This window comes from Paraburkholderia phenazinium (genome assembly GCF_900100735.1).
GTDB lineage: Bacteria > Pseudomonadota > Gammaproteobacteria > Burkholderiales > Burkholderiaceae > Paraburkholderia > Paraburkholderia phenazinia.
Map to the genome: position 1 here is coordinate 1 of NZ_FNCJ01000024.1, position 21598 is coordinate 21598.

The 21598-nt window shown below is 64.4% G+C and carries 23 protein-coding genes and 1 riboswitch; of the genes, 14 read left to right on the forward strand and 9 right to left on the reverse strand.

Going from position 1 to position 21598, the window contains the following annotated elements:
- Positions 1-413: 413 nt before the first annotated feature.
- Both BLQ92_RS34015 and BLQ92_RS34020 read right to left on the reverse strand, forming a co-directional pair.
- Positions 414-1679, reverse strand: coding sequence for a D-amino acid dehydrogenase (locus BLQ92_RS34015; protein WP_090693846.1), 1266 nt, complete (start codon positions 1677-1679; stop codon positions 414-416).
- Positions 1680-1695: 16 nt separating this feature from the next.
- Positions 1696-2955, reverse strand: coding sequence for an MFS transporter (locus BLQ92_RS34020; RefSeq protein WP_090693482.1), 1260 nt, complete (start codon positions 2953-2955; stop codon positions 1696-1698).
- A 294-nt stretch (positions 2956-3249) separates the two neighbouring features.
- On the opposite strand from BLQ92_RS34020, the gene BLQ92_RS34025 reads away from it, so the two are divergent.
- Positions 3250-4197, forward strand: coding sequence for a tyrosine-protein phosphatase (locus BLQ92_RS34025; protein ID WP_090693486.1), 948 nt, complete (start codon positions 3250-3252; stop codon positions 4195-4197).
- A 131-nt stretch (positions 4198-4328) separates the two neighbouring features.
- On the opposite strand, the gene BLQ92_RS34030 is transcribed toward BLQ92_RS34025, so the two are convergent.
- Together BLQ92_RS34030 and BLQ92_RS34035 are read right to left on the reverse strand one after the other, a co-directional pair.
- A complete protein-coding gene (locus BLQ92_RS34030) occupies positions 4329-5654 on the reverse strand; it encodes an ATP-binding protein (protein WP_090693490.1) in 1326 nt (441 codons plus the stop codon).
- The gene (locus BLQ92_RS34035; RefSeq protein WP_090693493.1) at positions 5651-6391 is read right to left on the reverse strand and encodes a response regulator; all 741 of its coding nucleotides are present in this window, start codon (positions 6389-6391) and stop codon (positions 5651-5653) included. The genes BLQ92_RS34030 and BLQ92_RS34035 overlap by 4 nt, the downstream gene beginning before the upstream one ends.
- A 421-nt stretch (positions 6392-6812) precedes the next feature.
- Here BLQ92_RS34035 and BLQ92_RS40310 point away from each other — a divergent pair, with 421 nt between their 5' ends.
- The 4 genes from BLQ92_RS40310 (at position 6813) to BLQ92_RS34050 (ending at position 8698) form a co-directional block, all read left to right on the forward strand.
- The gene (locus BLQ92_RS40310) at positions 6813-6980 is read left to right on the forward strand and encodes a hypothetical protein (RefSeq protein WP_175772735.1); all 168 of its coding nucleotides are present in this window, start codon (positions 6813-6815) and stop codon (positions 6978-6980) included.
- Positions 6981-6996: 16 nt separating this feature from the next.
- Positions 6997-7194, forward strand: a complete 198-nt coding sequence (locus BLQ92_RS34040) for a DUF6726 family protein (protein ID WP_090693496.1) — start codon at positions 6997-6999, stop codon at positions 7192-7194.
- A gap of 3 nt (positions 7195-7197) precedes the next feature.
- Positions 7198-7944 (forward strand): hypothetical protein, encoded by a 747-nt coding sequence (locus tag BLQ92_RS34045; RefSeq protein ID WP_090693500.1) that lies wholly within the window; start codon positions 7198-7200, stop codon positions 7942-7944.
- Between the two features lie 85 nt (positions 7945-8029).
- Entirely contained in the window at positions 8030-8698 is a 669-nt protein-coding gene (locus BLQ92_RS34050; protein WP_090693504.1) for a flagellar basal body L-ring protein FlgH, read from the forward strand.
- Between the two features lie 36 nt (positions 8699-8734).
- Here the strand turns inward: BLQ92_RS34050 and BLQ92_RS34055 are convergent, their stop codons facing one another.
- The 5 genes from BLQ92_RS34055 to BLQ92_RS34075 all read right to left on the reverse strand — a co-directional run bounded on the left by BLQ92_RS34055 (position 8735) and on the right by BLQ92_RS34075 (position 13478).
- Positions 8735-9478 carry a response regulator gene (locus BLQ92_RS34055; protein ID WP_090693508.1) on the reverse strand — a complete coding sequence of 248 codons (744 nt, stop codon included), beginning with the start codon at positions 9476-9478 and terminating at the stop codon, positions 8735-8737.
- Between the two features lie 133 nt (positions 9479-9611).
- Entirely contained in the window at positions 9612-10142 is a 531-nt protein-coding gene (locus tag BLQ92_RS34060; RefSeq protein ID WP_244106395.1) for a hypothetical protein, read from the reverse strand.
- 154 nt (positions 10143-10296) lie between these two features.
- Entirely contained in the window at positions 10297-10791 is a 495-nt protein-coding gene (locus tag BLQ92_RS34065) for a hypothetical protein (protein WP_090693518.1), read from the reverse strand.
- Positions 10792-10956: 165 nt separating this feature from the next.
- Positions 10957-11730, reverse strand: a complete 774-nt coding sequence (locus BLQ92_RS34070; protein ID WP_090693522.1) for an SDR family NAD(P)-dependent oxidoreductase — start codon at positions 11728-11730, stop codon at positions 10957-10959.
- Positions 11727-13478 carry an ABC transporter ATP-binding protein/permease gene (locus tag BLQ92_RS34075; RefSeq protein WP_090693525.1) on the reverse strand — a complete coding sequence of 584 codons (1752 nt, stop codon included), beginning with the start codon at positions 13476-13478 and terminating at the stop codon, positions 11727-11729. Before BLQ92_RS34075 ends, BLQ92_RS34070 begins: the two co-directional genes overlap by 4 nt.
- Before the next feature lie 269 nt (positions 13479-13747).
- Positions 13748-13859, forward strand: a riboswitch (TPP riboswitch).
- A 207-nt stretch (positions 13860-14066) separates the two neighbouring features.
- On the opposite strand from BLQ92_RS34075, the gene BLQ92_RS34080 reads away from it, so the two are divergent.
- The 9 genes from BLQ92_RS34080 to BLQ92_RS34120 all read left to right on the forward strand — a co-directional run bounded on the left by BLQ92_RS34080 (position 14067) and on the right by BLQ92_RS34120 (position 21593).
- Positions 14067-15221: an FAD-dependent oxidoreductase gene (locus tag BLQ92_RS34080; RefSeq protein ID WP_090693529.1), complete on the forward strand. Its 1155-nt coding sequence runs from the start codon at positions 14067-14069 to the stop codon at positions 15219-15221.
- A gap of 72 nt (positions 15222-15293) precedes the next feature.
- The gene (gene thiS, locus BLQ92_RS34085) at positions 15294-15491 is read left to right on the forward strand and encodes a sulfur carrier protein ThiS (protein WP_090693533.1); all 198 of its coding nucleotides are present in this window, start codon (positions 15294-15296) and stop codon (positions 15489-15491) included.
- Positions 15492-15548: 57 nt separating this feature from the next.
- Positions 15549-16364, forward strand: coding sequence for a thiazole synthase (locus BLQ92_RS34090; RefSeq protein WP_090693536.1), 816 nt, complete (start codon positions 15549-15551; stop codon positions 16362-16364).
- Entirely contained in the window at positions 16361-17503 is a 1143-nt protein-coding gene (gene thiE / locus BLQ92_RS34095) for a thiamine phosphate synthase (RefSeq protein WP_090693541.1), read from the forward strand. The genes BLQ92_RS34090 and thiE overlap by 4 nt, the downstream gene beginning before the upstream one ends.
- A gap of 97 nt (positions 17504-17600) precedes the next feature.
- Positions 17601-18422: an ABC transporter ATP-binding protein gene (locus tag BLQ92_RS34100; RefSeq protein ID WP_090693545.1), complete on the forward strand. Its 822-nt coding sequence runs from the start codon at positions 17601-17603 to the stop codon at positions 18420-18422.
- Positions 18419-19186, forward strand: a complete 768-nt coding sequence (gene mlaE, locus BLQ92_RS34105; RefSeq protein ID WP_090693547.1) for a lipid asymmetry maintenance ABC transporter permease subunit MlaE — start codon at positions 18419-18421, stop codon at positions 19184-19186. The genes BLQ92_RS34100 and mlaE overlap by 4 nt, the downstream gene beginning before the upstream one ends.
- 93 nt (positions 19187-19279) lie before the next feature.
- Positions 19280-19825: an outer membrane lipid asymmetry maintenance protein MlaD gene (mlaD, locus tag BLQ92_RS34110; protein ID WP_090693850.1), complete on the forward strand. Its 546-nt coding sequence runs from the start codon at positions 19280-19282 to the stop codon at positions 19823-19825.
- 11 nt (positions 19826-19836) lie between these two features.
- Entirely contained in the window at positions 19837-20844 is a 1008-nt protein-coding gene (locus BLQ92_RS34115) for an MlaA family lipoprotein (protein WP_090693550.1), read from the forward strand.
- 119 nt (positions 20845-20963) lie between these two features.
- Positions 20964-21593, forward strand: a complete 630-nt coding sequence (locus BLQ92_RS34120; protein WP_090693554.1) for an MlaC/ttg2D family ABC transporter substrate-binding protein — start codon at positions 20964-20966, stop codon at positions 21591-21593.
- The last annotated feature ends 5 nt before the right edge of the window (positions 21594-21598 follow it).

The following is a 21598-nucleotide window of genomic DNA, read 5'->3' on the forward strand; positions in this document are numbered from 1 at the left end:
CACACCCGCACCCTGTCGTGCGCGTGCTGGGCTCGACACCGGATTGAACTTGGCGGTTTGCGCCGGTGTCGGGCCTGTTTCTTCGGCGGTAAATCCTCTTTTACCGCATCAGGCCTGCTGCGTCACCCCTTCCTGAACCGGCTCCCGCCGGGACGCATCTGCTCTCGCCCTACGGGCTCCTTTCGATGCGTCCCATAACCTCAGCGCCACCCGTATCAGTCATCTCGGATTAGCCCGGAAGACTAGAAAACATTCCGAATTCCTGACTGACGCCGCCGTTTAACGTCGGATTTCGACCGCCGTTCACAGGTGCCGCCCCGCACAGGGGCAACGCTAGTAGTCCAACATCAAATCAAGGAGAAGCCAACACCCTAAGAACACCAAAAAATCCCGCTACGCGGACAAAAAAACAGCTACCTCAAATACCTTTCCAAAGTAAGCCCGTCCAAAGAAATCTCCGGCACGCGCAGCGTAACAAGATCGGCAACGACTTTCCCGGACCCCATAGCCATAGCCCACCCGGTGGACCCATGCCCGACATTGATCCAAAGCCCTTCAACTCCGGACGGACCGAGTAGGGGAGCCCCATCCGGCGTCATAGGCCTGCGCCCGACCCAAAAATGCGCCGAACTAGGCTTGGCAGCATGAGGAAACCAATCATCAAGAACCTTAAGCAGAGTCTCCAGAGCCTGCTCACGCAAAGTAGAGCGCCGATCCCCAAGCTCAGCAGTCCCCGCAACCCGCAAATTCCGCCCAAACCGCGTAATAGCGGTTTTCAACGACTCATCCATCAACGCAGCGCGCGGTGCTTTCTCATCATCGATAACAGGCAAAGTAGCCGAATACCCCTTAACGGGATAAAGCGGCACCTTAACCCCAAGCGGCGCGAGCAACTGCGCACTACCCACCCCGAGCGCGACGACAACCACATCCGCATGCAGCACCTCAGCACCGCGCTCGCTATCCACCCGCACACCGCGCACCGCACCACCCTGAACATCGAGCCCGGTCACGCGGGTATCAAAGCAAAACCGAACTCCATTACCCTCACAGATAGACCGCAACTCACGCGTAAACCGAGCACAATCCCCAGCCTCATTATCCGGCAAATAAAGCCCCGATAGTGGCGTCTCACGAGCCCACCGCAACCCCGGCTCAATCTCGACGCACTGTGCGGCACTCACTTCGCGATACGCAATCCCGGCATCCCGCAACACGGCAAGAGCCGGCTGCGCCAACTCCACGTCATACTCGCTGCGAAACAACTGCAGATACCCCTGACTACGCCCGTAATCAAACGGATAGCGCCCACGAAATTCCTGCAGACAAGCGCGGCTGTAATAAGCCACCCGCTGCATACGCTGCTTGTTCACGCGAAACCGCTCGAGATCGCACTCGCGCAACCAGCGTGCAATCCAGCGCCACTGCGCCGGATCGAAAGTCGGCCGGAAGATCAGCGGCGAGGCCGGTTTGAACAGGTATTTGAGGATCTTCGCCGGCATCCCCGGCGCAGCCCAAGGTGTCACATAGCCCGGCGCGATCACGCCGGCATTGCCGAAACTGGTGGCGAGCGCCACATCCGGCTCGCGTTCGATTACGGTGACCTCGCAACCCTGCGTGGCCAGATAGAAGGCGGTAGCGACACCGATCACGCCGCCGCCAAGAACAATCGTTTTCATGTGTGAGGAATGCACATCAGGACGTCGCGCTCGCGGCCGCCAGCGCCTTGCCCTTGGTTTCAGGCAGACACAACGCAGCTGCGATCACCAGCAGATAGCCAGAGCCCGCGACGAGACCCATCGCGTTGACGAGCGTCATCGATTGCGAAAGCGTACCGACGAGAATCGGGAAGAACGAGCCGAGGCCGCGTCCGAGGTTGTAGCAAAAGCCTTGACCCGAACCGCGGATTTCATTCGGATACAGCTCGGAGAGATAGGCGCCCACTCCGGCAAAAATCCCCTGCACGACCACGCCGAGTGGAAAGCTGAGCAACAGCATCGTGCCATTGGTGATGGGCAACATCGTGTAGACCATGCCGAGCACGAACGAGCCGATCGCAAACAGAATGAACGAGGCGCGCCGGCCGATCTTGTCGCACAGGATCGCTCCGACGATATACCCGGTGAACGAGCCGATGATCAGCACGATCAGATAGCCGCTCGTGTTGAACACCGACAGATGCCGCACGGTCTTCAGATAGGTGGGCAGCCAGGTCGTAATCGCGTAGTAGCCGCCCAGCATGCCGGTGCACAAGGCGCTGCCGAGCAGCGTGGTTCTTAGATGGGGAAAGGCGAAGATCTGCAGGAAGTGGGAGGTATCGAAGCCGCTGTCTCGGGCGCGGCGGGTGGCGAGAAAGATCTCGGGGTCGCTCACGTTGCGGCGCACGTAGACGATCCACAAGGCCGGCAGGATGCCAACCCAGAAGCAGGCGCGCCACGCTACCTGTTCCGGCAGGAGTGCAAACGAGGCCCAGTAGATGATGGCCGCCGCGGCCCAGCCGAACGACCAGCTGCTCTGCACGGTGCCAACCGCCTTCGCACGATGCTGCGGCGAGCGGATCGTCTCGGCCATCATGACCGTCACCACCGACCATTCCCCGCCAAAGCCAATGCCTTGCAGCGTACGAGTGGTCAGCAATTGCCAGAACGAATGGGTGAAGCCCGACAGGCAAGTGAAGAGCGCAAAGGTTGCGATGGTCCATTGCAGCACGCGCACCCGTCCGTAGCGATCGGCGAGAATGCCGGCGAGCCAGCCGCCGATGGCCGAGGAAATCAGCGAGCTGGTCGCGATCAGCCCAGCTTCGCTCTTGCTCATCCCCCAGGTGGCGATCAAGGTTGGGATCAGGAACGAGTAGATCATGAAGTCGAACGCATCGACTGCGTAACCGCCGAAGCCCGCGTAGAGCGTGCGGCGCTCGCGCGTCGTCAACTCCGTGAACCACTGAAATGACGCCATCCCGTCTCCTGAGCCCCTGATTTGTGGCATGCGGTGCGTGCGCCCGCACCCCGGTGCGCCCCTATTTTACGGCGCAGAACCGCAAGCGGACCAGTCCGGACAAAAAACCGCTACGGCCTGCGAACGTGTTCGCGACACGGGCGCTGCAACGGTACTGGGGCGAATTTCAGAACCTTACCGACTCCTACTTTGTAACCCGCGCGGTATTTTCGCCCGGTACACTCCGGCCCGGCGCTTCGTGTTTTACGCCGTCCATCCGTCCTGCCGCGCAAGCGCCCCTTACCAATACATTCAATGGATTTCACTGCGAAAGCTCGCCTACGTGCGACCCGCTCCGGCAACGTTCGGCCGCCAGGCTTTGTACCGAATGGTGAGCTTGCGGCGCGCCGAGCGTTCCTGAAGGGCTCGGCGAGCGTGCTGCTGGTGTCGGGGTTCGGCAGCTCACTGCTGGCGGCGTGCGGCGGCGGCGGGGTGTCGTCCTCCGATCTGCCGGACACGCCGCGGCTCGCCTCGGTCGACAATTTCCGCGACATCGGCGGCGCGGGCGGTGGCTATCCGACCGTGGACGGCAGGCAGGTGCGGCGCGGCGTGTTTTATCGGTCGAATGCGCTGACCTTGAGTACGGCTGACAAGGCGGTGATCGATACGCTCAATATCGGCAGCGTCTACGACCTGCGCACGCCAGGGGAGGTCGCCCGGAGCGCCGACGTGATGCCCGCCGGGGCGGCCTATGTGAACATCAACGTCACCGGCGAGAGCGACAACCCCATGCCGCCCCCCCAGATGCCGGGCGGCGCGATCGCGTGGATGGAGAGCGCGGAACGCGCCTACGTCACCGGCGCGGCGCAACGGGCAGGCTACGGCGCGGTGCTGAGCCAACTGGCGGACACACCGGGCGTGCAACTGGTGCATTCCACCGCGGGCAAGGACCGCACCGGCTGGGTTGCGGCGCTGTTGCTCAGCATTGCGAACGTACCGCTCGACGTGATCATGCAGGATTATCTTCTGACGAATACTTATTCGGCCGTCTCTATCGGCGCACAAGTCGCGGCGGTGCAGACTCAAAGCGGCGCGGCAGCGCTCGCGCAGGATGCACCGCTCTACAGCGTACAGGAGAGCTTTTTGCAGGCCGGCTTCGATCAGGTGCAGGCGAGCTACGGCACCATGTCCAGCTATTTGACTGTCGGACTGGGCCTGTCGCAGGCAACCATCGATACCTTGCACGACCGGTTGGTGGTCTGAGAAAAAGCGGCCCGCCCGGGCAACAGCAGGGCGGACCGAACAGGGGGCTATCGAGGGTGCCCGCGCAGACTATACGTGCGGGAGGCTCCAGCGAAGCTGCCCGGTAAGACCGTGTAAGCGCAGCCCCAGCATCAGGCGTTCGACTGCTCGATCGGCAGCGCAATGCGCACGCACAAGCCGCCGTTCGGGTGGTTGAACACATCGCAGCGCCCGCCGCGATCGTGCGCGAGGCGCGCCACAATCGCGAGCCCTAACCCGCAATGACCTTCGCCGCCGCGCGCGGCGTCGAGCCGCACGAACGGCTTCATCGCGGCCGCGATCCGGTCGTCGGGGATTCCTGGTCCGTGATCACGTACGGCCACCAGCCAATGCCGATCGTTGCGCGCCGTTGCGATTTCAACGGGCGGTGCACCGTGCTCGAGCGCGTTGTCGACCAGATTCGTCACCAGCCGGTCGAGCAGCGTGCGCGGTAGCGTGAAGTGTGGCCCTGCTCGCAAGTCGAGGCTGAAAAGCGGGCTTTCGGCTGGGCCCGTTTCGAGCGCGTCATCGCCACAATCCGCGATTTCGACACTATCGACGATATCGGTGCTGGAAAACTGTTCGCGCAGGAACGCTTCGACTTCGACCGGCGGCCCGGCGTCGGCGGCTTGGCCGGCGAATTCCAGAAACTGCTGCACGATATTGGTCAGCGAATCGACATCGCGAATCAGCCCGGCCCGTTCGTTCTCCGCCACCAGCACGCTGGCGCGCAGCTTGAGCCGCGTGAGCGGCGCCTTCAGGTCGTGCGCGACGCCGGCCAGCATCACGGCCTGGTCGTCGCCGGCCTCGTTGAGCCGCCTCATCATGTCGTTAAACGAGCCGATCAGGTCGCGCAATTCGCGCGGCCCCTGCACATTCACCGGCTCGGGCCGGCCGCCGGCGCCGAAGGCTCGCGCCGCCGTCGCGACCCGCGAGAGCGGCCGCTGCATCTGCCACACGGCGAGCAGCGACAGGATCAGCGCCGCCACCAGCATCGAGACGGTTTCGATGATAAAGCGCGGGCGTGGCGGAATATCCACCGGCACGACCACCCACATCGATTTGCCCGGATAGCGAATCCACAGGCGCGGGGGCCGCGCATCGTCCACTTCGATCTGGGTGCCGAGCGGCAAGCGGGCTCGCAAGTGCTGGCTTAGCTCGACGAACTGCCGTTCGGTCGGTGGCCGCAAATGGATCGTGGAGGGCATGTTCCAAGTGGGCACCAGATGCACGCGCATTGCCGGTGCGAGGTCGGCGCCCTGCACGGGTTCGCCGTTGGCCGCCTGCAGCATCAGCAGGATGCCGCGTGCGAAGCCGTCCACCTCATGGTGCGGCGGCTGCATTACAACCAGTACGAACCAGCCGGCCTGAATTGCCAACAATACCGCCGTCGAGAGCAACGCCATTCTGCCGAATAGCGTGTTCAACGGGTTTTTCATGAGTCTGCCGCGGCCTCGATCGAGAAGGGCGTCCCATCGGCGTCAGGCACGAAGACGTAGCCCTTGCCGCGCACGGTCTGGACGTAGCACGGGCTCGACGGGTCGTCTTCGATCACGCGGCGCAGGCGCCAGATCGGCACATCGAGGCTGCGGTCGCGAAAGGCGAGGTTGTCGCGATGCACCAGATCGTGAATCAGCACGCGCGACAGCACTTTGTACGGATTGTTGACGAAGATCTTCAGCAGCGCGAACTCACTGTCGCGTAGCGCGAGCCGGGTGTTGTCGCGCGACAGCGTGCGGGTCGCGAAGTCGAGTTCGAACGGCCCGAAGTGATACGGCTTGCGGGCTTCCGGCGCGCTGGTGGTCGACGGCCCGCGCCGGCGCAGCACCGTCTGGATGCGGGCCAGCAATTCGCGCGGGTCGAACGGCTTGGTCAGATAGTCGTCGGCGCCGAGCGACAGGCCCACGATGCGATCCGCCACGGTGCCGCGCGCCGTCACGAAGATCACCGGAATGTCGTCGCCGGCGGCGCGCAGCGCCGTCAGCGCGCGCAGGCCGTCGGTGTTCGGCATCATGATGTCGAGCACAACGACCGATGGCCGCTCTCTTTCGAGGCGGCGTTGCAAATGCGTGCCGTCGTGGAGCACGGAGGCGTCGAACCCGTTCGATTGCAAAAAGCGGCAAAGCAGATCGCGTACGACCGGGTCGTCGTCGACGATGAGGACCTGTGGATTCATCTCGAAATTTTAGACTGGCGTGCGCGGCAAACGGCCGACTGTTTTCTTACCAACACTTACCAGCCCGCGTCCGGCCGGGCGGAAGTCCCTCTGGCCCCCTTTGGAAGCCTTGTCGCATAAGGCTAAACGATCGAATTCCGGCGCTAAGGTTGGCAATATAAATTATAGATTGAGGGACGCATCAAGCCGGTTTTGCTTACCGGATTCGCTCCGGGGAAAGGATTGGCGCCGAGTCGAAACGGGTCGTAAGAACCGTGGAAAAGCGTGCGTTCCTTCATGCATTGTGCGTCGCTTCGCAGCGTGATGATTCGGCCTGTAGTCCACCGCCGCCGCGCTTCGTTGGCCTGAAGGTCAGTTCTCCCTCAGTACCTGCGTCAGTGCGGCAACCGAATCCGCACCCCAGCGATAAGCGAGGCAGACCATGACCGTCACCAACAATCTCCGCTCGACCACCTTTCCGCCTGTGCCGCGCGAGCGGCCGACGCCGACGCCGGACAGCACCGCCAAACCGGAGGCGCTGCCGGCCGAACCTCCTGCGCCGTCCTTGCCCGGCGGCTTGATCGGCAACCATGTCAACACGACAGCCTGACGTAACGAGGCTGCCTGTGTCGACTCTGACTGTTTTCAAGCGCTGCGTGCGAGCCGCAAGCTGGCTGGCGCTAGGGGCGATGCTACTGCCGCTCGACGGCTGTGGGGTTGCCGCGCTGCCTTGCCGCCTGACGGCCGCGACGCTCGATATTCTGCCCGTGGTCGGCCACGCCGCGGCCACGCCGTTCAACGCGTGTGCATCGGCGATCGACTGAGCCATGACCTCCCGACTGTCTGCCCGCAGGCGTCTCGCAGTATTGGCGCCGTTGTCGGTTGCGCTGCTGGTCGGCGCGACGGTGCGCGCCGCACACGCGGATTCCGCGGCGCGCGCCGTGCCCTCGTCAGCGTCCTCAGTGAAGCGCAGCAGCGCCGCCGACGAGCGCAAGCGCGCCCCCGATGCGCCATACGCGTTCCGCGGCATTCCGCTTGGCATCACGCTCGACGAATTTCGGGCGGGCTCGACCGTGCGGGCGACGCCGGTCGGCAGCGTGCCGGTCTGCGAGACGGACATGCTGGCTGGCTCGCTCGGCATGAGCCTGAAGACGAGCGAGAGCCTGACCGTGGCGTGCCGCTGGGCGCATCGCTCGGCCGACGGCTGGCGGGTGTCGCAGGCCGTGGTGGATGGCGCGCCAGCCCAGGACCATGTATTGCGTTTCGCGCGGGTCGACGGCCAGACGGCGTTGCGTCTCTACGAGATCTCCTTCGTGGTCGACGACGTCACGGCCGGCGATCTGCGCGGGGCACTCGCGGATCGCTACGGGGCGCCGCGCCTCGTCACGCGGACCAGCTCGGCGGCAGGCGGCGCGCTCCCGGTGTACGTCTGGGAGAACGCGGTCAGTTCGATCACCTTGTGCTTTTTGCCGTCCACCCACAACGGCACGTTGACCTACTTGCTGAAAGACCCGGACGCGTGGGTGAAGTCGCTGGTACGCCAATGGCAGGCGAGCAGTCCCGAAGCGGGTTGAAGCGCTGTATGGGTGCCAACACCGATTTGCTCCGCTTACTTGTGCCACTTATTTGCACCCCTTTCCCTCCGGCGGAGGAACCTCTATGACCACGCTACGCCTCATGGCCGTGCTCAACGCGGCGCTTGCTGTAGCCGCTTGCGCGAGCCACCCGGATTCGATCGTCGATACGCCGATGCTGCCGCCGCTGGTCAGCGCGCCGCTCAACGTCAATACCCAAGGGGCGATCTATCAGGCAGGCTCCTCGCTGCTGCTATACGAAACACCGCGTGCGCAGCACGTGGGCGATGTGCTGACGATCCGTCTGTCCGAGTCCTATAGCGGCAACAGCAGTGCCAACACGACGGCGAGCCGCACCAGCGACATCACCGCGACGGCCGCCGATCAATCGACCAGCGCCGCTGCACGGCTCGCGCGGCTCTTCAACATCGGCTCGGCGGCGACGGACTTCAAGGGGCAGGGGGCGATGACCGACGTCAGCGGCATGACGGGCACGCTGGCCGTGACCGTGATCGGCACGATGCCGACCGGCAATCTGCTGGTGTCGGGTGAGAAGCTGATTGCGATGAACGGCAATCACGACCGCTTGAGACTGTCCGGTATCGTCAATCCGAAGGACATCGAAGCAGGCAACTATGTATCGTCCAGCAAGGTGGCGAATGCGAAGATCGAACAGGCCGGCCAGGGCATTGTCAGCGATTCGACCACTGTGGGCTGGCTGCAGCGGATGTTCCTGAGCGTGCTGACGTTCTAATGCAGCCGCTGCAAGCGGCGGCCTCGGTTCGCACCGCTACGCGTCGGCAAACGGCGCGCAGCGCTCGGCTGCGCCGATTTCCCCATCCGGGACGAACACGTAGCCGCGTCCCCACACCGTCTGCACATAACGCGGCTCCGACGGGTCGACTTCGATCAGACGCCGCAAGCGCCAGATCGACACGTCGAGGCTGCGGTTGCGGTGCGCCTCGCTGTTGCCGTGCAGCTTCTCGAGCAGCTGCGCACGGGTGAGGACCGTCATGGCGTGCGTGACGAACACCTTGAGCATGGCAAATTCGCTCGAGCGCAGCGGAATGCGTTCGCCGTCGCGGCGCAGTTCGCGCGCCGGGAAGTTCACCTCGAAACGGCCGAAGCGATAGGGTGCACGGTTCTCCGGCGCGCCAGGCGCAATCGCGCCGCGCCGGCGCAAGACGGTGCGAATCCGTGCGACCAGTTCGCTCGGTTCGAAGGGCTTGCCGAGGTAGTCGTCCGCGCCGAGTTCGAGACCGATCACGCGGTCGATCACATCGGCGCGCGCCGTCAGCAGGATTACCGGAATGTCGTCGCCGGCCAGACGCAGCGCGCGCAGCGCACTGATGCCGTCCAGCTCCGGCATCATGATGTCGAGTACGACGAGTGCGGGCCGTTCGGTTTGCAGCTTGCGTTGCAGGGCCATGCCGTGCTCGAGCACGGCTACCGAGTAGCCGCGTCCCTGCAGATATTCGCGCACGAGATCGCGCACGACGGGATCGTCGTCGACGACCAGAATGGATTGGTTCATTCGGTCAATCTTAAGAGATACGCCGGGGTGCAGATAGCGCGTAATGCTTTCGAAACCTTTCCGGGGTAACGCGAAGCAAGCGTCTGCGCAGGGGCTGCCGGCGATGCGTGCATGCGGCGCGCCTGAGCCGGCCTCAGTTGATCTGCGAGGTCTGAAGAGTGGGCGGCCGTAACTCGGTCCGGTCGATCACCATCTTGTCGATCATGCCGCTCAACTTGACCGACGCGTTCGAGAAGCGGTCCATGCCGAGTTCGCCCGTCTGATAGCGGGCGGTGACGAGAATGCGGCCTTGCTGCAGAAGTGTCAGGTCGATCACCGAAAGATACTGGATCGGATTGTCGCTGAATGAGCGCCGGCCGTAATCGACCGACGCGCTGTAGACGAGGCGAGCCTCGCAGCTGGCGGGGGAGGTGCCCGGGTTGTAGACGTCCGAGCGGATGCCGCGCCGGTTGAGGGCGAGCTGCAAAGCCGGGACGAAATCGCCAACGGACACCATCTGGTTCACTTCGATGCACACCGCGCTGATGGACGCGGGCCGGCCGTTCACGAAGGTCGGCGACGAGTAGTTCGACGCGATGGCATAACCCGCCTGGATCACCGAGCCGGTGGCATCGGCTGCGGTGATCAGCGTCCACGCGCAGCCGTTCAGCCCGACGCAAAGCATGGCGGTGGTCGCGGCCCATACGCAGGACCGCCGTCCGATGGACCACGGCAAGCGGACGGTCCACAGAACAGCGGGAAGTCGCGATGAGCGCAAGCCGGTCACGATGCAATACCTCGGCGTGTCGGGTCGAAAGCGGAACGCGGGGCGGGCACGCTTAGCGAGCCACGCGCAGGCGCAGCTCGCTGGGCCCCTGCACGCTGGCCGTGACGTTGATGCGGCGCTCGCCTGCGGTCACGACGAAATGCTGGCGCGTCGGCGTGTTGAGGTCATGCACGACGTTCGGAAAACAGGCGGCAATATCCGCGCCGAGTTCTTCGAGCGGGTCCGCGACGACGCCGTCGGCTTGCCAATGCGCGCGCCAATGGCAGTCGTAGCTATGGCTATTGGCGCGGCAATCGTCGGCGCTGGCGAGGCCGGGCAACTGCGCGGCTGGTTCGTTATGCAGCTGCTTGAAGTCGGGCGCGTCGACGATGTGCTTCAGTGCGGGACAGACATCGGCTGGCTCGGCGGACGGCGTCACCTGCACAGCCTGGGCGCCGAGCGACAGCAGCAACGCCGCGGCGCCAAGGGCCGCAGCGTGCGTGAAGGGGTAACGGCTCATCCGCGTGAGTCGTTGGGTCAAAGGACGGAGGCGGCGATCGAATGACATGGGCGGGAAGTCCGGTAACGGTGAGTGGCGTGCGGGCCGCAGGGTAGTCGGCCCGCACGACAATCGTCGCCGCTGTGCGGTACTTTCAAAGCACGGAACAACCTGAGCGGTTCGCAAATGCTTTCGAACTGTTGTCGGGTATTTCAGGATGTTGCAGAGCGCCGCTCAGCCCAGCGTGAGTCCACCGTCGATGTGGATCACCTGGCCGGTGATGTGGCGCGCTTCATCGGAGAGCAGGAAGGCGATCAGCGCGGCGACATCGGCAGGCTCGGCCACGCGGCCAAGCGGTGTGGCAGCGGCGGCATGGGTCCAGACGGCGGCGTTGTCGGCGCTGGGGCCGCGGTCCTTGCGCGTATAACCCGGTGCGACGCAATTGACGGTGACGCCGTGCGGCGCCAGTTCGGCCGCGGCGGTCCTGGCGAGCGACTCGACGGCGGCCTTGACCGCGGCCGTTGCCGCGAAAGGAGCGTCGGCCCGATAGCGATGAGCGACGAATGAACTGATGGCGACGATGCGGCCGCGCGGCGACGTCTCGAGGGCGGCGGAGGCGCGTTTGACGAGCGCGGCAAAGGCACCCGGCATCGCGGCGAAGGCTTCGTTGAAGGTGTCGGGGTCGAGCGTGCCGAGTGTCTGACGCTGCGCATGGCCCGCATTGGCGACCAGTTGATCGAGTGCGCCGAAGTGCGCAAGCGTCGTATGGACGAGGTGTTCGGCGGCACCGCGCTCGGCCAGGTCGCCGTGGACGGTGGCACAGTCGGCGCCGTGTGCCGAGCACTCGGCGCCGACGGCAGCGAGGCGTTCACGCGATGCCGTATCGGCGCCACGCGCGTGCAGCATCAAGGCGGTGCGCGGCGCGGCAAGGCGCCGGGCCAAGGCTGCACCGATGCCGGAGCCGGCACCGGTGATCAGCACCACGCGGTCGAATGACGGCGGGCTCATGCGGCGATTGCTTCGCCCGCACGCTCGACATCGAGCGTTTCTTCGTGGAACGCCGCGAGCGATTCGCGATGCGCGACGCTGACGATCGCGGCCTTGGGCAGGCGCTCCATGAAGAGACGATAGACGCGCGCTTCGTTGTCGGAATCGAGGGCGCTGGTGGCCTCGTCGAGGAACAGGTAATCGGGCTTGTGCAGCAGCACACGAGCAGCAGCGAGACGCTGCTGCTCGCCCGGCGACATCATACGGGCCCAGTGCCCCGATTCATCGAGCCGGTCCACATAGTCTTCGAGGCGGCAGTTGCGCAGCGCTTCGCGGCACTCGTCGTCGGTGTAGGTTTCGGCGGACGACGGGTAGGTGAGCGCCGCTTTCAACTTGCCGATCGGCATGTAGCTCTGCTGCGGAATGAACATCATGCGTGCGTTGACCGGCGCGTCGATCGAGCCGTCGCCGAACGGCCATAGTCCGGCGAGCGCACGCATCAAGGTGCTCTTTCCTGAGCCAGATGGTCCCCGCACGAGCCAGTGCGAGCCGGGCATGATCGCGATATCGCGGATCTGCGAGAGCGGGCTGCCGTTCGGCAGGGCGAGCGACAGACCGTTCGTGGTGAGCCGGTCTTCGTCGACGTAGTGCAGGTTGATCCCGCCATGCGCGGTGGCTGGCGAGACGGTTTCCTTGAAGTGCGACGCGTGTGTGACGCGTTTGAATTCACGCAGACGATTCACCGTAGCGCGCCAATCGACGAGGCTGCCGTAACTGTTGATGAACCACGAGAACGAGTCGCTGACGGTACCGAACGAGTTCCGGATCTGCATCAGCATGCCCATTGTGAGAGCGCCCGTGAAGTACTTGGGCGCGGCGACAATTAGCGGAAAAATGAACGCGATATTGCTGTAGAAGCTCATCACGAAGCTCAGGCGCTTCGTGTACTTCATCACGCGCCACCAGTTGTCGCGAATGCGCTGAAAGACATTGCCCGCGGTGGCCCTTTCAGTCTCCTCGCCATCGTAAAACGCGATTTGTTCGGCGTTTTCGCGCACGCGGATCAGGCCGAAGCGAAAATCTGCCTCAACTTTTTGCTGCTGGTAGGTAATCGAAACGAGCGGACGGCCGAGCTTGTAGATCATGTATGAGCCACCCAGCGCGTAGAGCGCGGCGACCCATACCATGTAGCCTGGAATGACGATCGGCATGCCACCCAGTGTCACAGTCAACGCCCCAGCCAAGGTCCAGAGGATGGTGACGAACGTAACGAGTGTGACGACCGTTGAAAGCAGGTCGAGCGTCAGCGAGAGGGTGCTGGTCGCGAATGACTGCAGGTCGTCGCTGATCCGCTGATCGGGGTTGTCAGCGAGCCGGTCGCGCTCGATTCGGTAGAAGGCGCCGTCACCGAGCCATTCTTCGAGGTAGCGGGTTGTGAGCCACTGGCGCCAGCGGAAGCCTAGCATCTGTCGCAGGTAGCGATCGTAGACAAAAAGCACGATCAACGCGGCCACGAGCACGGCCCAAACTATCATCAGGTGCGGGAAGTCCTTAACATCCTTGGCTTGCAGCATGTTGAAGAACTCGCCGCTCCAGGTGTTGAACTTGACGTTGATCCAGACGTTGATGAGGTTGATCGCGATGATCGTGACGAGCAGCCCCCATGCGATTTTCCATTCTTCAGAGACCCAGTAGGGCTTGATCAGGCTCCACGCGGAGATTTTCTCGTCGGGTTCTAGCGCGCTGGTGGGAGAGGTCTTGGGAGTCATGAGCATCCTGATGAAGCATAGTGGGCAGACCCACGGCGGTATTGCGAGCGTTGCCCGGACGACAAGCCCGTCAAGCGACCGACCGATTCTGGCGCGAGTGCCTTAAGCGAAAATTAACCGCCGGTGATGCAAGAAACCGCGCCACCGGCGCAGGCACCCGTTTTTCCCATTGTGCCAGCCCCCTCCTTACGACCACATTTCATTTGCCCCCTGTCAATGGGCCGCTCCCGCGGTTTGCGGCCGTCGCGCCTTTTATGGTCTAATGACCTTCGACGAAACAGGGGTGCTTTGCGCGCGGGCCGTACGCCGCCGTGAGGCTGAGAGAGACCCTTTGCACCCGATCCGGGTAATACCGGCGCGGGAAGTTTCCGGAAGTAAAGCCATTCTTCCATTCCCCGCCGGGCAGCGTCCGTCACTGGATGTGCCTTTTGCCCGGCCGGCCTCGCCCGCCGGTTTCGTCCTTGGGTACGTGCGCTTGTTGCCGTACGGAAAGGATACGATGACCGCTCATTCTTCAGTTGATTGCTTCGTTCGCCTGGTTCGTTCTCGCACGTTCCATGCGCCTCTGCACGCGCTCGCGGGACGGCGATGAACGCACTCGCTCACACTCAACCCGATTTCGCCGTGATCGGCGGCGGCCTGTGCGGCCGGCTGGTCGCATGGCGTCTTGCCGGCGCCGGACATCGGGTGGCGTTATACGAACGCGGCGATGCCGCCGGCTCGCAGGCGGCGGCGTGGGTGGCTGCCGCGATGCTTGCGCCGCTCGCAGAAGCGGCCAGCGCTGAGGTGCTGATCACGCGGCTTGGCGCGACCTCGCTCGACACCTGGCCGCAAGTGCTGGCGGAGCTGCCCGAACCGGTGTTCTTTCAACGCAATGGCACGCTGGTCGTCTGGCATCACGCCGACCGCACGGAAGCGCCGCTGTTCGAACGCCGGGTGCGTTCGAACGCGCCGGCGGATCTGCTTGAAGGCGGCTTCGTCAGGTTATCGGCTGGTGAGCTAGGTACCACCGAGCCCGCGCTCGCCGGCCGCTTCACGCAAGGCTGGCTGCTGCCGCATGAAGGCCAACTCGACAATCGCCAGGTCCTTAGCGCCCTGGCGGCGGGCCTGGCCGAGCGCGGTGTGGAAACGCACTGGAATACGCCGGTCGACGAGCGCGCCATGCCGTCCGCGCGCGTAACGATCGATTGCCGCGGCCTCGGCGCGAAAGCGGTCATGCCCACTTTGCGCGGCATTCGCGGCGAAGTCGCCCGCGTCCACGCCCCCGGCATTCACCTCACGCGCCCGGTGCGCCTGCTGCATCCGCGCTACCCGCTGTATATCGCGCCGAAGCAGGACGACCTTTACGTGATCGGCGCCACCGAGGTGGAAGGCGAGGACATGTCACCTGTCAGCGTGCGCTCTGCGCTGGAATTGCTGAGTGCGGCGTTCTCGGTCCATCCGGGTTTCGGCGAGGCGCGCATACTCGAATTGAACTCGCAGTGCCGCCCGACCTTGCCGGACCACCGTCCGGCACTCGTGTGGGATGGCGCGCAGACCTTGCGCGTGAACGGCCTGTACCGGCACGGTTACATGATCGTGCCCGAAGTCGCGGACGAAGCCGCACGTTTTGCCGCCGCGCTGCTCGATGGACGCATCGGCGATGCCGACGCCTTTGCCGACTGGCGGCGCGATGCCCGCTGGAGCGAGCTGTTTCAGCTTGCCCGGCTCGACCCACAGGATTGCTCGCAGGAGCCGGCGTGAGCGTTGCGGCCACTGCCGCAGCGAGCGCCGGGCCAGTTGCCTGGGACATCGATTGAACCGTATCTGAACACCATGGACATTCATATCAATCAGAAGCCGTTGTCGCTCCCCGAGGGGGCGACCGTCGCCGACGCGCTCGCCGCCTTCGGCGCGCGCCCGCCGTTTGCGGTTGCGCTGAACGGCGACTTCGTGGCGCGTGGCCAGCACGCGGCGCGCGCGCTGCAGGCGGGCGACAAGCTCGACGTCGTGCAACCTGTCGCCGGCGGCTAAGCAGTGGCCGCCGGCGGCTAAAAGCGGCCGCGTATCGCCAGAGACAAGGATTTACACATGACTTCTCCCACTCCCGCCGACGCGCTCACGCTGTACGGCGAAACCTTCGCAAGCCGGGTGCTGCTCGGCACCTCGCGCTATCCGTCGCTGCAGTCGCTGTCGGACTCGATCGACGCCGCCAGGCCCGGCATGATCACGGTCGCGCTGCGCCGGCAGATGAACGAAGGCGGAGCCGAAGCCGGCTTCTTCGATCTGCTCAAACGCCATGGAGTGCCGCTGTTGCCGAATACGGCCGGCTGCCAGAGCGTCGGCGAGGCGGTCACGACGGCGCATATGGCGCGTGAAGTGTTCGAAACCGACTGGATCAAGCTGGAACTGATCGGCGACGACTACACGCTGCAGCCCGATCCGGTCGGCCTGATCGAAGCCGCCGCGCGGCTGGTGAAGGACGGCTTCAAGGTGTTGCCGTACTGCACCGAGGATCTGGTGATTGGCCGGCGCCTGCTCGATGCCGGCTGCGAGGCGTTGATGCCGTGGGGCGCGCCGATCGGCACCGGCAAAGGCGTGATCAATCCATACGGCTTGCGCGTATTGCGCGAGCGGCTGCCGGACGTGCCGCTGATCGTCGACGCGGGGCTGGGCGTGCCGTCGCACGCTGCCCAAGTGATGGAGTGGGGCTTCGACGGCGTGCTGCTGAATACGGCGGTGTCGCAGGCGACCCATCCCGACGCGATGGCCCGCGCCTTCGCGCTGGGCGTCGAAGCGGGCCGCCAGGCCTACCTCGCTGGTCCGATGGCCGAACGCGAAACCGCTCATGCGAGCACGCCGGTGGTCGGCATGCCGTTCTGGCATCAGGATGGGAGCGCGACATGATTCAGCCCGCTGCCGGGACCCCGAGGCAGACTTCCTCGCTTTCCACACTCGCCGGCCGCGAGCTGTTCTGGCCGCCGGCCGACGAACTGAGCGAAGCGGCGGAGCGCATCCGTGCCCGGCTCGGCGACTGGCCGCCCACTCACGCGCCGTGGCGCATCTGCCTGACGGCCCCGGACGACGCGAACGGCGGCGATCTGATTATCGTCGCCGACGCCCAGCAACACGGCGAACAGGTGGCGCGCTGGCAACTGCAGGGCGCAGGCGTGATCGAAGCCGCCGCGGGCCGGGCGACGTTGCATCTCGGCGGCGAGCGTTATCCGCTGGCAGGGCATCTGGCCGAAGACTGGATCCCTGCACTGGCGGCCTTCCTCGATTGCGGCTTCGACCCGCACGACGCGCTGGTGCTGGCGCTGGCGTGGCGCGACGGTGACGAAGCCGCCGCCGACGACGCATGGCCGTCGGACCTGACGCGCTTCCCCCGCGTGCCCGGTTTGCCCGCCGCACCGGAGCAGCCGTTCGCGCGCTGCCCGGCGCGCCTCGGTCTCTACCCGGTGCTGCCTGATGCAGAGTGGGTGGAGCGGGTGGTGGGCTACGGTGTGAAGACGGTCCAGTTGCGGCGCAAGAGCGCCGAGCCTCGCGAGCTGGCGCAGGAAATCGCGCGCTGCGTCGCCGTGGGCCGCGCGCACGATGCGCAGGTGTTCATCAACGATCACTGGCAGCTTGCGCTGGAAGCCGGCGCGTACGGCGTCCACCTCGGCCAGGAAGACCTGCACAAGGCGGACCGCGCGGATCTCGCACAGCTTGCCGCAGCAGGCGTGCGCCTCGGCCTGTCGACGCACGGCTACTACGAAATCCTGATCGCGCTGCATTTCCGGCCGAGTTACATCGCGGTTGGCGCGGTCTTCCCGACCACCACCAAAGCGATGCCCACCGCGCCGCAGGGCCTCGCGCGTCTTGCCCGTTACGTGCGGCTGCTCGACGGCGTGCTGCCGCTGGTGGCGATCGGCGGGATCGACCAGCAAGTCCTGCCGCAGGTGCTGGCGATCGGCGTCGGCAGCGCGGCCGTGGTGCGGGCTGTCACCGAGGCAGCCGACCCGGCTGCTGCCGTCTCTGCAATGCAACGAGGGTTTACGCCATAATCGCGAAGTCCGCGCTTTCGGGGACGGGGCGCGTCACGGCAGCTTTTGCACGATGGCCCTATAATTCGGCGTTCTGTGTAAAAGGATTGTCAGCTTCGTGTCTTCCTCCCCCGAGACCCTTCTCGAGCTTCGCGACGTCGACTTCGGTTATGGCGACCGGCTCGTCCTGTCGAACCTGAACCTGCGCTTCAAGCGCGGTCAGGTCGTCGCGGTCATGGGCGGCTCGGGGTGCGGCAAGACCACCGTGCTGCGGCTGATCGGCGGCCTCGTCCGTGCCCAGCGCGGGCAGATCCTGTTTCAGGGACAGGATATCGGCGCGCAAACGCGCGACGGCCTGTATGCGCTACGCCGCAAGATGGGCATGCTGTTCCAGTTCGGCGCGTTGTTTACCGACATGTCGGTGTTCGAAAATGTGGCGTTCACGCTACGCGAGCACACCGATCTGCCGGAAGAACTGATCCGCGACCTGGTGCTGATGAAGCTCAACGCGGTCGGCCTGCGCGGCGCGCGCGACCTCTCGCCCGCGGAGATTTCCGGCGGGATGTCACGGCGCGTGGCGCTGGCCCGGGCGATTGCGCTCGACCCCGAGCTGATGATGTACGACGAGCCGTTCGCCGGTCTCGATCCGATCTCGCTTGGCATCACAGCGAACCTGATCCGTACGCTGAACCAGGCGCTCGGCGCCACCTCCATTCTGGTGACGCACGACGTGCCGGAATCGTTCGCGATCGCCGACTACGTGTATTTTCTGGCCAACGGCGGGGTTCACGCCGAGGGCACGCCTGAGCAGTTGCGGGCCTCGACCGACCCCACGGTGCGCCAGTTCATCGACGGTGCGCCAGACGGTCCGTTCAAATTCCACTATCCCAGCAACACGCCGCTTGCGGCAGACTTCGGCATCGGCGGGGGACAGGCATGATCAGTACGATCGGACGTTCGGTGATCGGCGGACTCGAGACCGCCGGCTACGCCACCCGGCTCTTCTTCCGTCTGGTGCTCGAATTCTTCCCGTTGCTGCGCCGTCCGCGTCTTGTCACGAAGCAGATCCACTTCGTGGGTAATTATTCGCTGGTGATCATCGCGGTGTCGGGTCTGTTCGTCGGCTTCGTGCTGGGCTTGCAGGGCTACAACACGTTGAACCGTTACGGCTCCGAGCAGGCGCTCGGGCTGCTGGTGGCGCTTTCGCTGGTGCGCGAGCTTGGGCCCGTGGTCACGGCGCTGCTGTTCGCGGGCCGCGCCGGCACCTCGCTCACGGCCGAAATCGGCCTGATGAAAGCCGGCGAGCAACTGACGGCGATGGAAATGATGGCGGTCGATCCGATCAAGATCGTGGTCGCGCCGCGTCTGTGGGCCGGCATTATCTCGATGCCGATTCTCGCCGCCATCTTCAGCGCGGTCGGGATCGGCGGCGGCTATGTGGTCGGCGTGCTGATGATCGGCGTGGATGCCGGCTCGTTCTGGTCGCAGATGCAGGGCGGCGTCGACGTGTGGGCTGACGTCGGCAACGGGGTGGTCAAGAGTATTGTGTTCGGCTTCGCGGTGACGTTCATCGCCCTCTACCAGGGCTACGAAGCCAAACCGACCCCGGAAGGTGTTTCACGTGCCACGACCAAGACGGTGGTGTACGGCTCGCTGGCTGTGCTTGGCCTCGATTTCCTGCTGACCGCATTGATGTTCAGCTAAAAAACCGCGCGACACGCTTTGCGCCGCGGGCATGCACTTGCCCGCGCGGTGCGGAAGGTGTGGTCAGCGCGACGGATTCTCTTTGGGATGACGATGAAAAAGACTGCTCTCGACTTCTGGGTCGGCCTGTTTGTGGTGTTGGGTTTCGTAGCGTTGCTGTTCCTGGCGCTGAAGGCCGGCAACATGAGCTCGTTGTCGTTTCAGGCAACCTACCCGGTCAAACTCAAGTTCGACAATATCGGCGGCCTGAAGGCGCGCGCGCCGGTGAAGAGCGCGGGTGTGACGGTCGGCCGGGTCGACTCGATCAACTTCGACACCAATTCGTATCAGGCCTTGGTGACGATCGATCTCGACAAGCAATACCAGTTTCCGAAGGACACCTCCGCCAAGATTCTGACCTCGGGCCTGCTCGGTGAGCAGTACATCGGTCTGGAGCCGGGCGGCGACACTGAAATGTTGAAAGCAGGCGACACGATTTCGATGACCCAGTCGGCCATCGTGCTCGAGAACCTGATCGGACAATTCCTCTATAGCAAGGCGGCGGACTCGGGCGCATCCAAGCCGGGCGCACCCGCTGCAGCCCCCGCGCCGGCAGCACCGGCGCCGGCAACGCCCGCCTCGGGCGCGGCCGGTCAATAAGGAGAACAAGAATGCAGACCACGCGCGTCCGTATCACGACGCTGGCCTTCGCTGCGGTGACGCTCGCCGGCTGTGCGACCGTCCAGACCCCCACCAAGGGCGATCCGCTCGAGGGTCTGAACCGCACCGTCTTCAAGTTCAACGACAAGGTCGACCAGTACGCGCTGAAGCCCGTTGCCAAGGGCTATGTGTACATCACGCCGCAGCCGGTGCGCGACAGCGTGACGAACTTTTTCTCGAACATTGGCGACGTCTACATTGCGGCCAACAACCTGCTGCAATTGAAGGTGACCGACGGTGTCGAGGACATCATGCGGATCGTCATCAACACCACCTTCGGTGTTGGCGGCCTGTTCGACGTGGCGACGCTCGCGAAGCTGCCGAAGCACGACAACGACCTCGGTCTCACGCTCGGTCACTATGGCGTGCCGCCGGGCCCGTACCTGGTGCTGCCGCTGTTTGGGCCGAGCACGGTGCGCGACGCGGTGGGCTCGATTGGCGAGTACTATGTCAACCCGTTGTCTTACATTCACCCGGACGGCCTGAGCTGGGCGCTCTACGGCTTGAACATCGTCAACACGCGGGCCAACCTGCTGAGCGCGAGCGACGTGCTGGAAGGTGCGGCGCTCGACAAGTATTCGTTTGTGCGTAACGCGTACCTGCAACGCCGTAACTACCTGCTGACGCAGGGTAAGGGCGGCAACGCTTCACTGCCTGATTACGGCGACAATGCCGCATTGCCGAAGTATGACGACGTGGACGGCAGCGCAGCTGCGCCGGCCGCCGGTGCTGCTTCGGCCCCGGGCGCGGCTTCTGCGCCGGCGGCGGCAACGGTGCCCGCCACGGCGCCCGCCGGCGCCTCAGGCGCGACTGCCGCTACGGCAGCAGGTGCGGCACCGGCTTCGGGCACGTCCGTGTCGCCGCCGCTCGATATGAATGGCGGACCGGAAAACGACCAGATTCCTGCCGACCAGGTCGTGCCGCCGCGGCTTAACTTCCCGACGTTCAAATTACGTTGAGGGTGCAGCCGTAACACCTCGAAACGACTCTAGCAGTTTGCACGTGGATCGCGGATGAACTCGCATGCTATTGTCGGCTCCAAGGTGTGCACTGCATTATTCTTTTTGCCAGGCTTGATATGAAAAAATTCTTCCTCGTTCCGTTTTTCGCTGCGTTGTTTTCGTTTGGTAGCGCCGCATTTGCGCAAACAGTCGATAGCAACTCGCCCGATGGCCTGATCAAGACGGTGACTCAGCAGGTGGTCGACGCCGTCCGCAACGACAAGTCGATCCAGCAGGGCGATATTTCCCACATCACCCAGCTCGTCAACGAGAAGATCCTGCCTTACACGGACTTCCGCCGTACGACGCAACTGGCGATGGGCCGTAACTGGCGCGCCGCCACGCCCGACCAGCAAAACGCTGTGGTCGAGCAGTTCAAGATGCTGCTGATCCGTACGTACTCGGGCGCCCTGGCGCAGGTCAAGGACCAGCAGATCCAGTACAAGCCGTTCCGCATGAACCCGGACGACACCGACACCGTGGTGCGCTCGGTCGTGATGAACAACGGCTCGCCGGTGGAACTGGACTATCGCCTGTACAAGACGCCGCAAGGCTGGCGCGTCTATGACATCAACGTGCTCGGCGCGTGGCTGATCCAGGCGTATCAGCAACAGTTCAACGAGCAGATCCAGCAGCACGGCGTGGACGGCCTGATCCAGTTCCTGACGCAGCGTAATCAGCAACTCGCTGCGGGCAAGCAGTCGTGAGCACA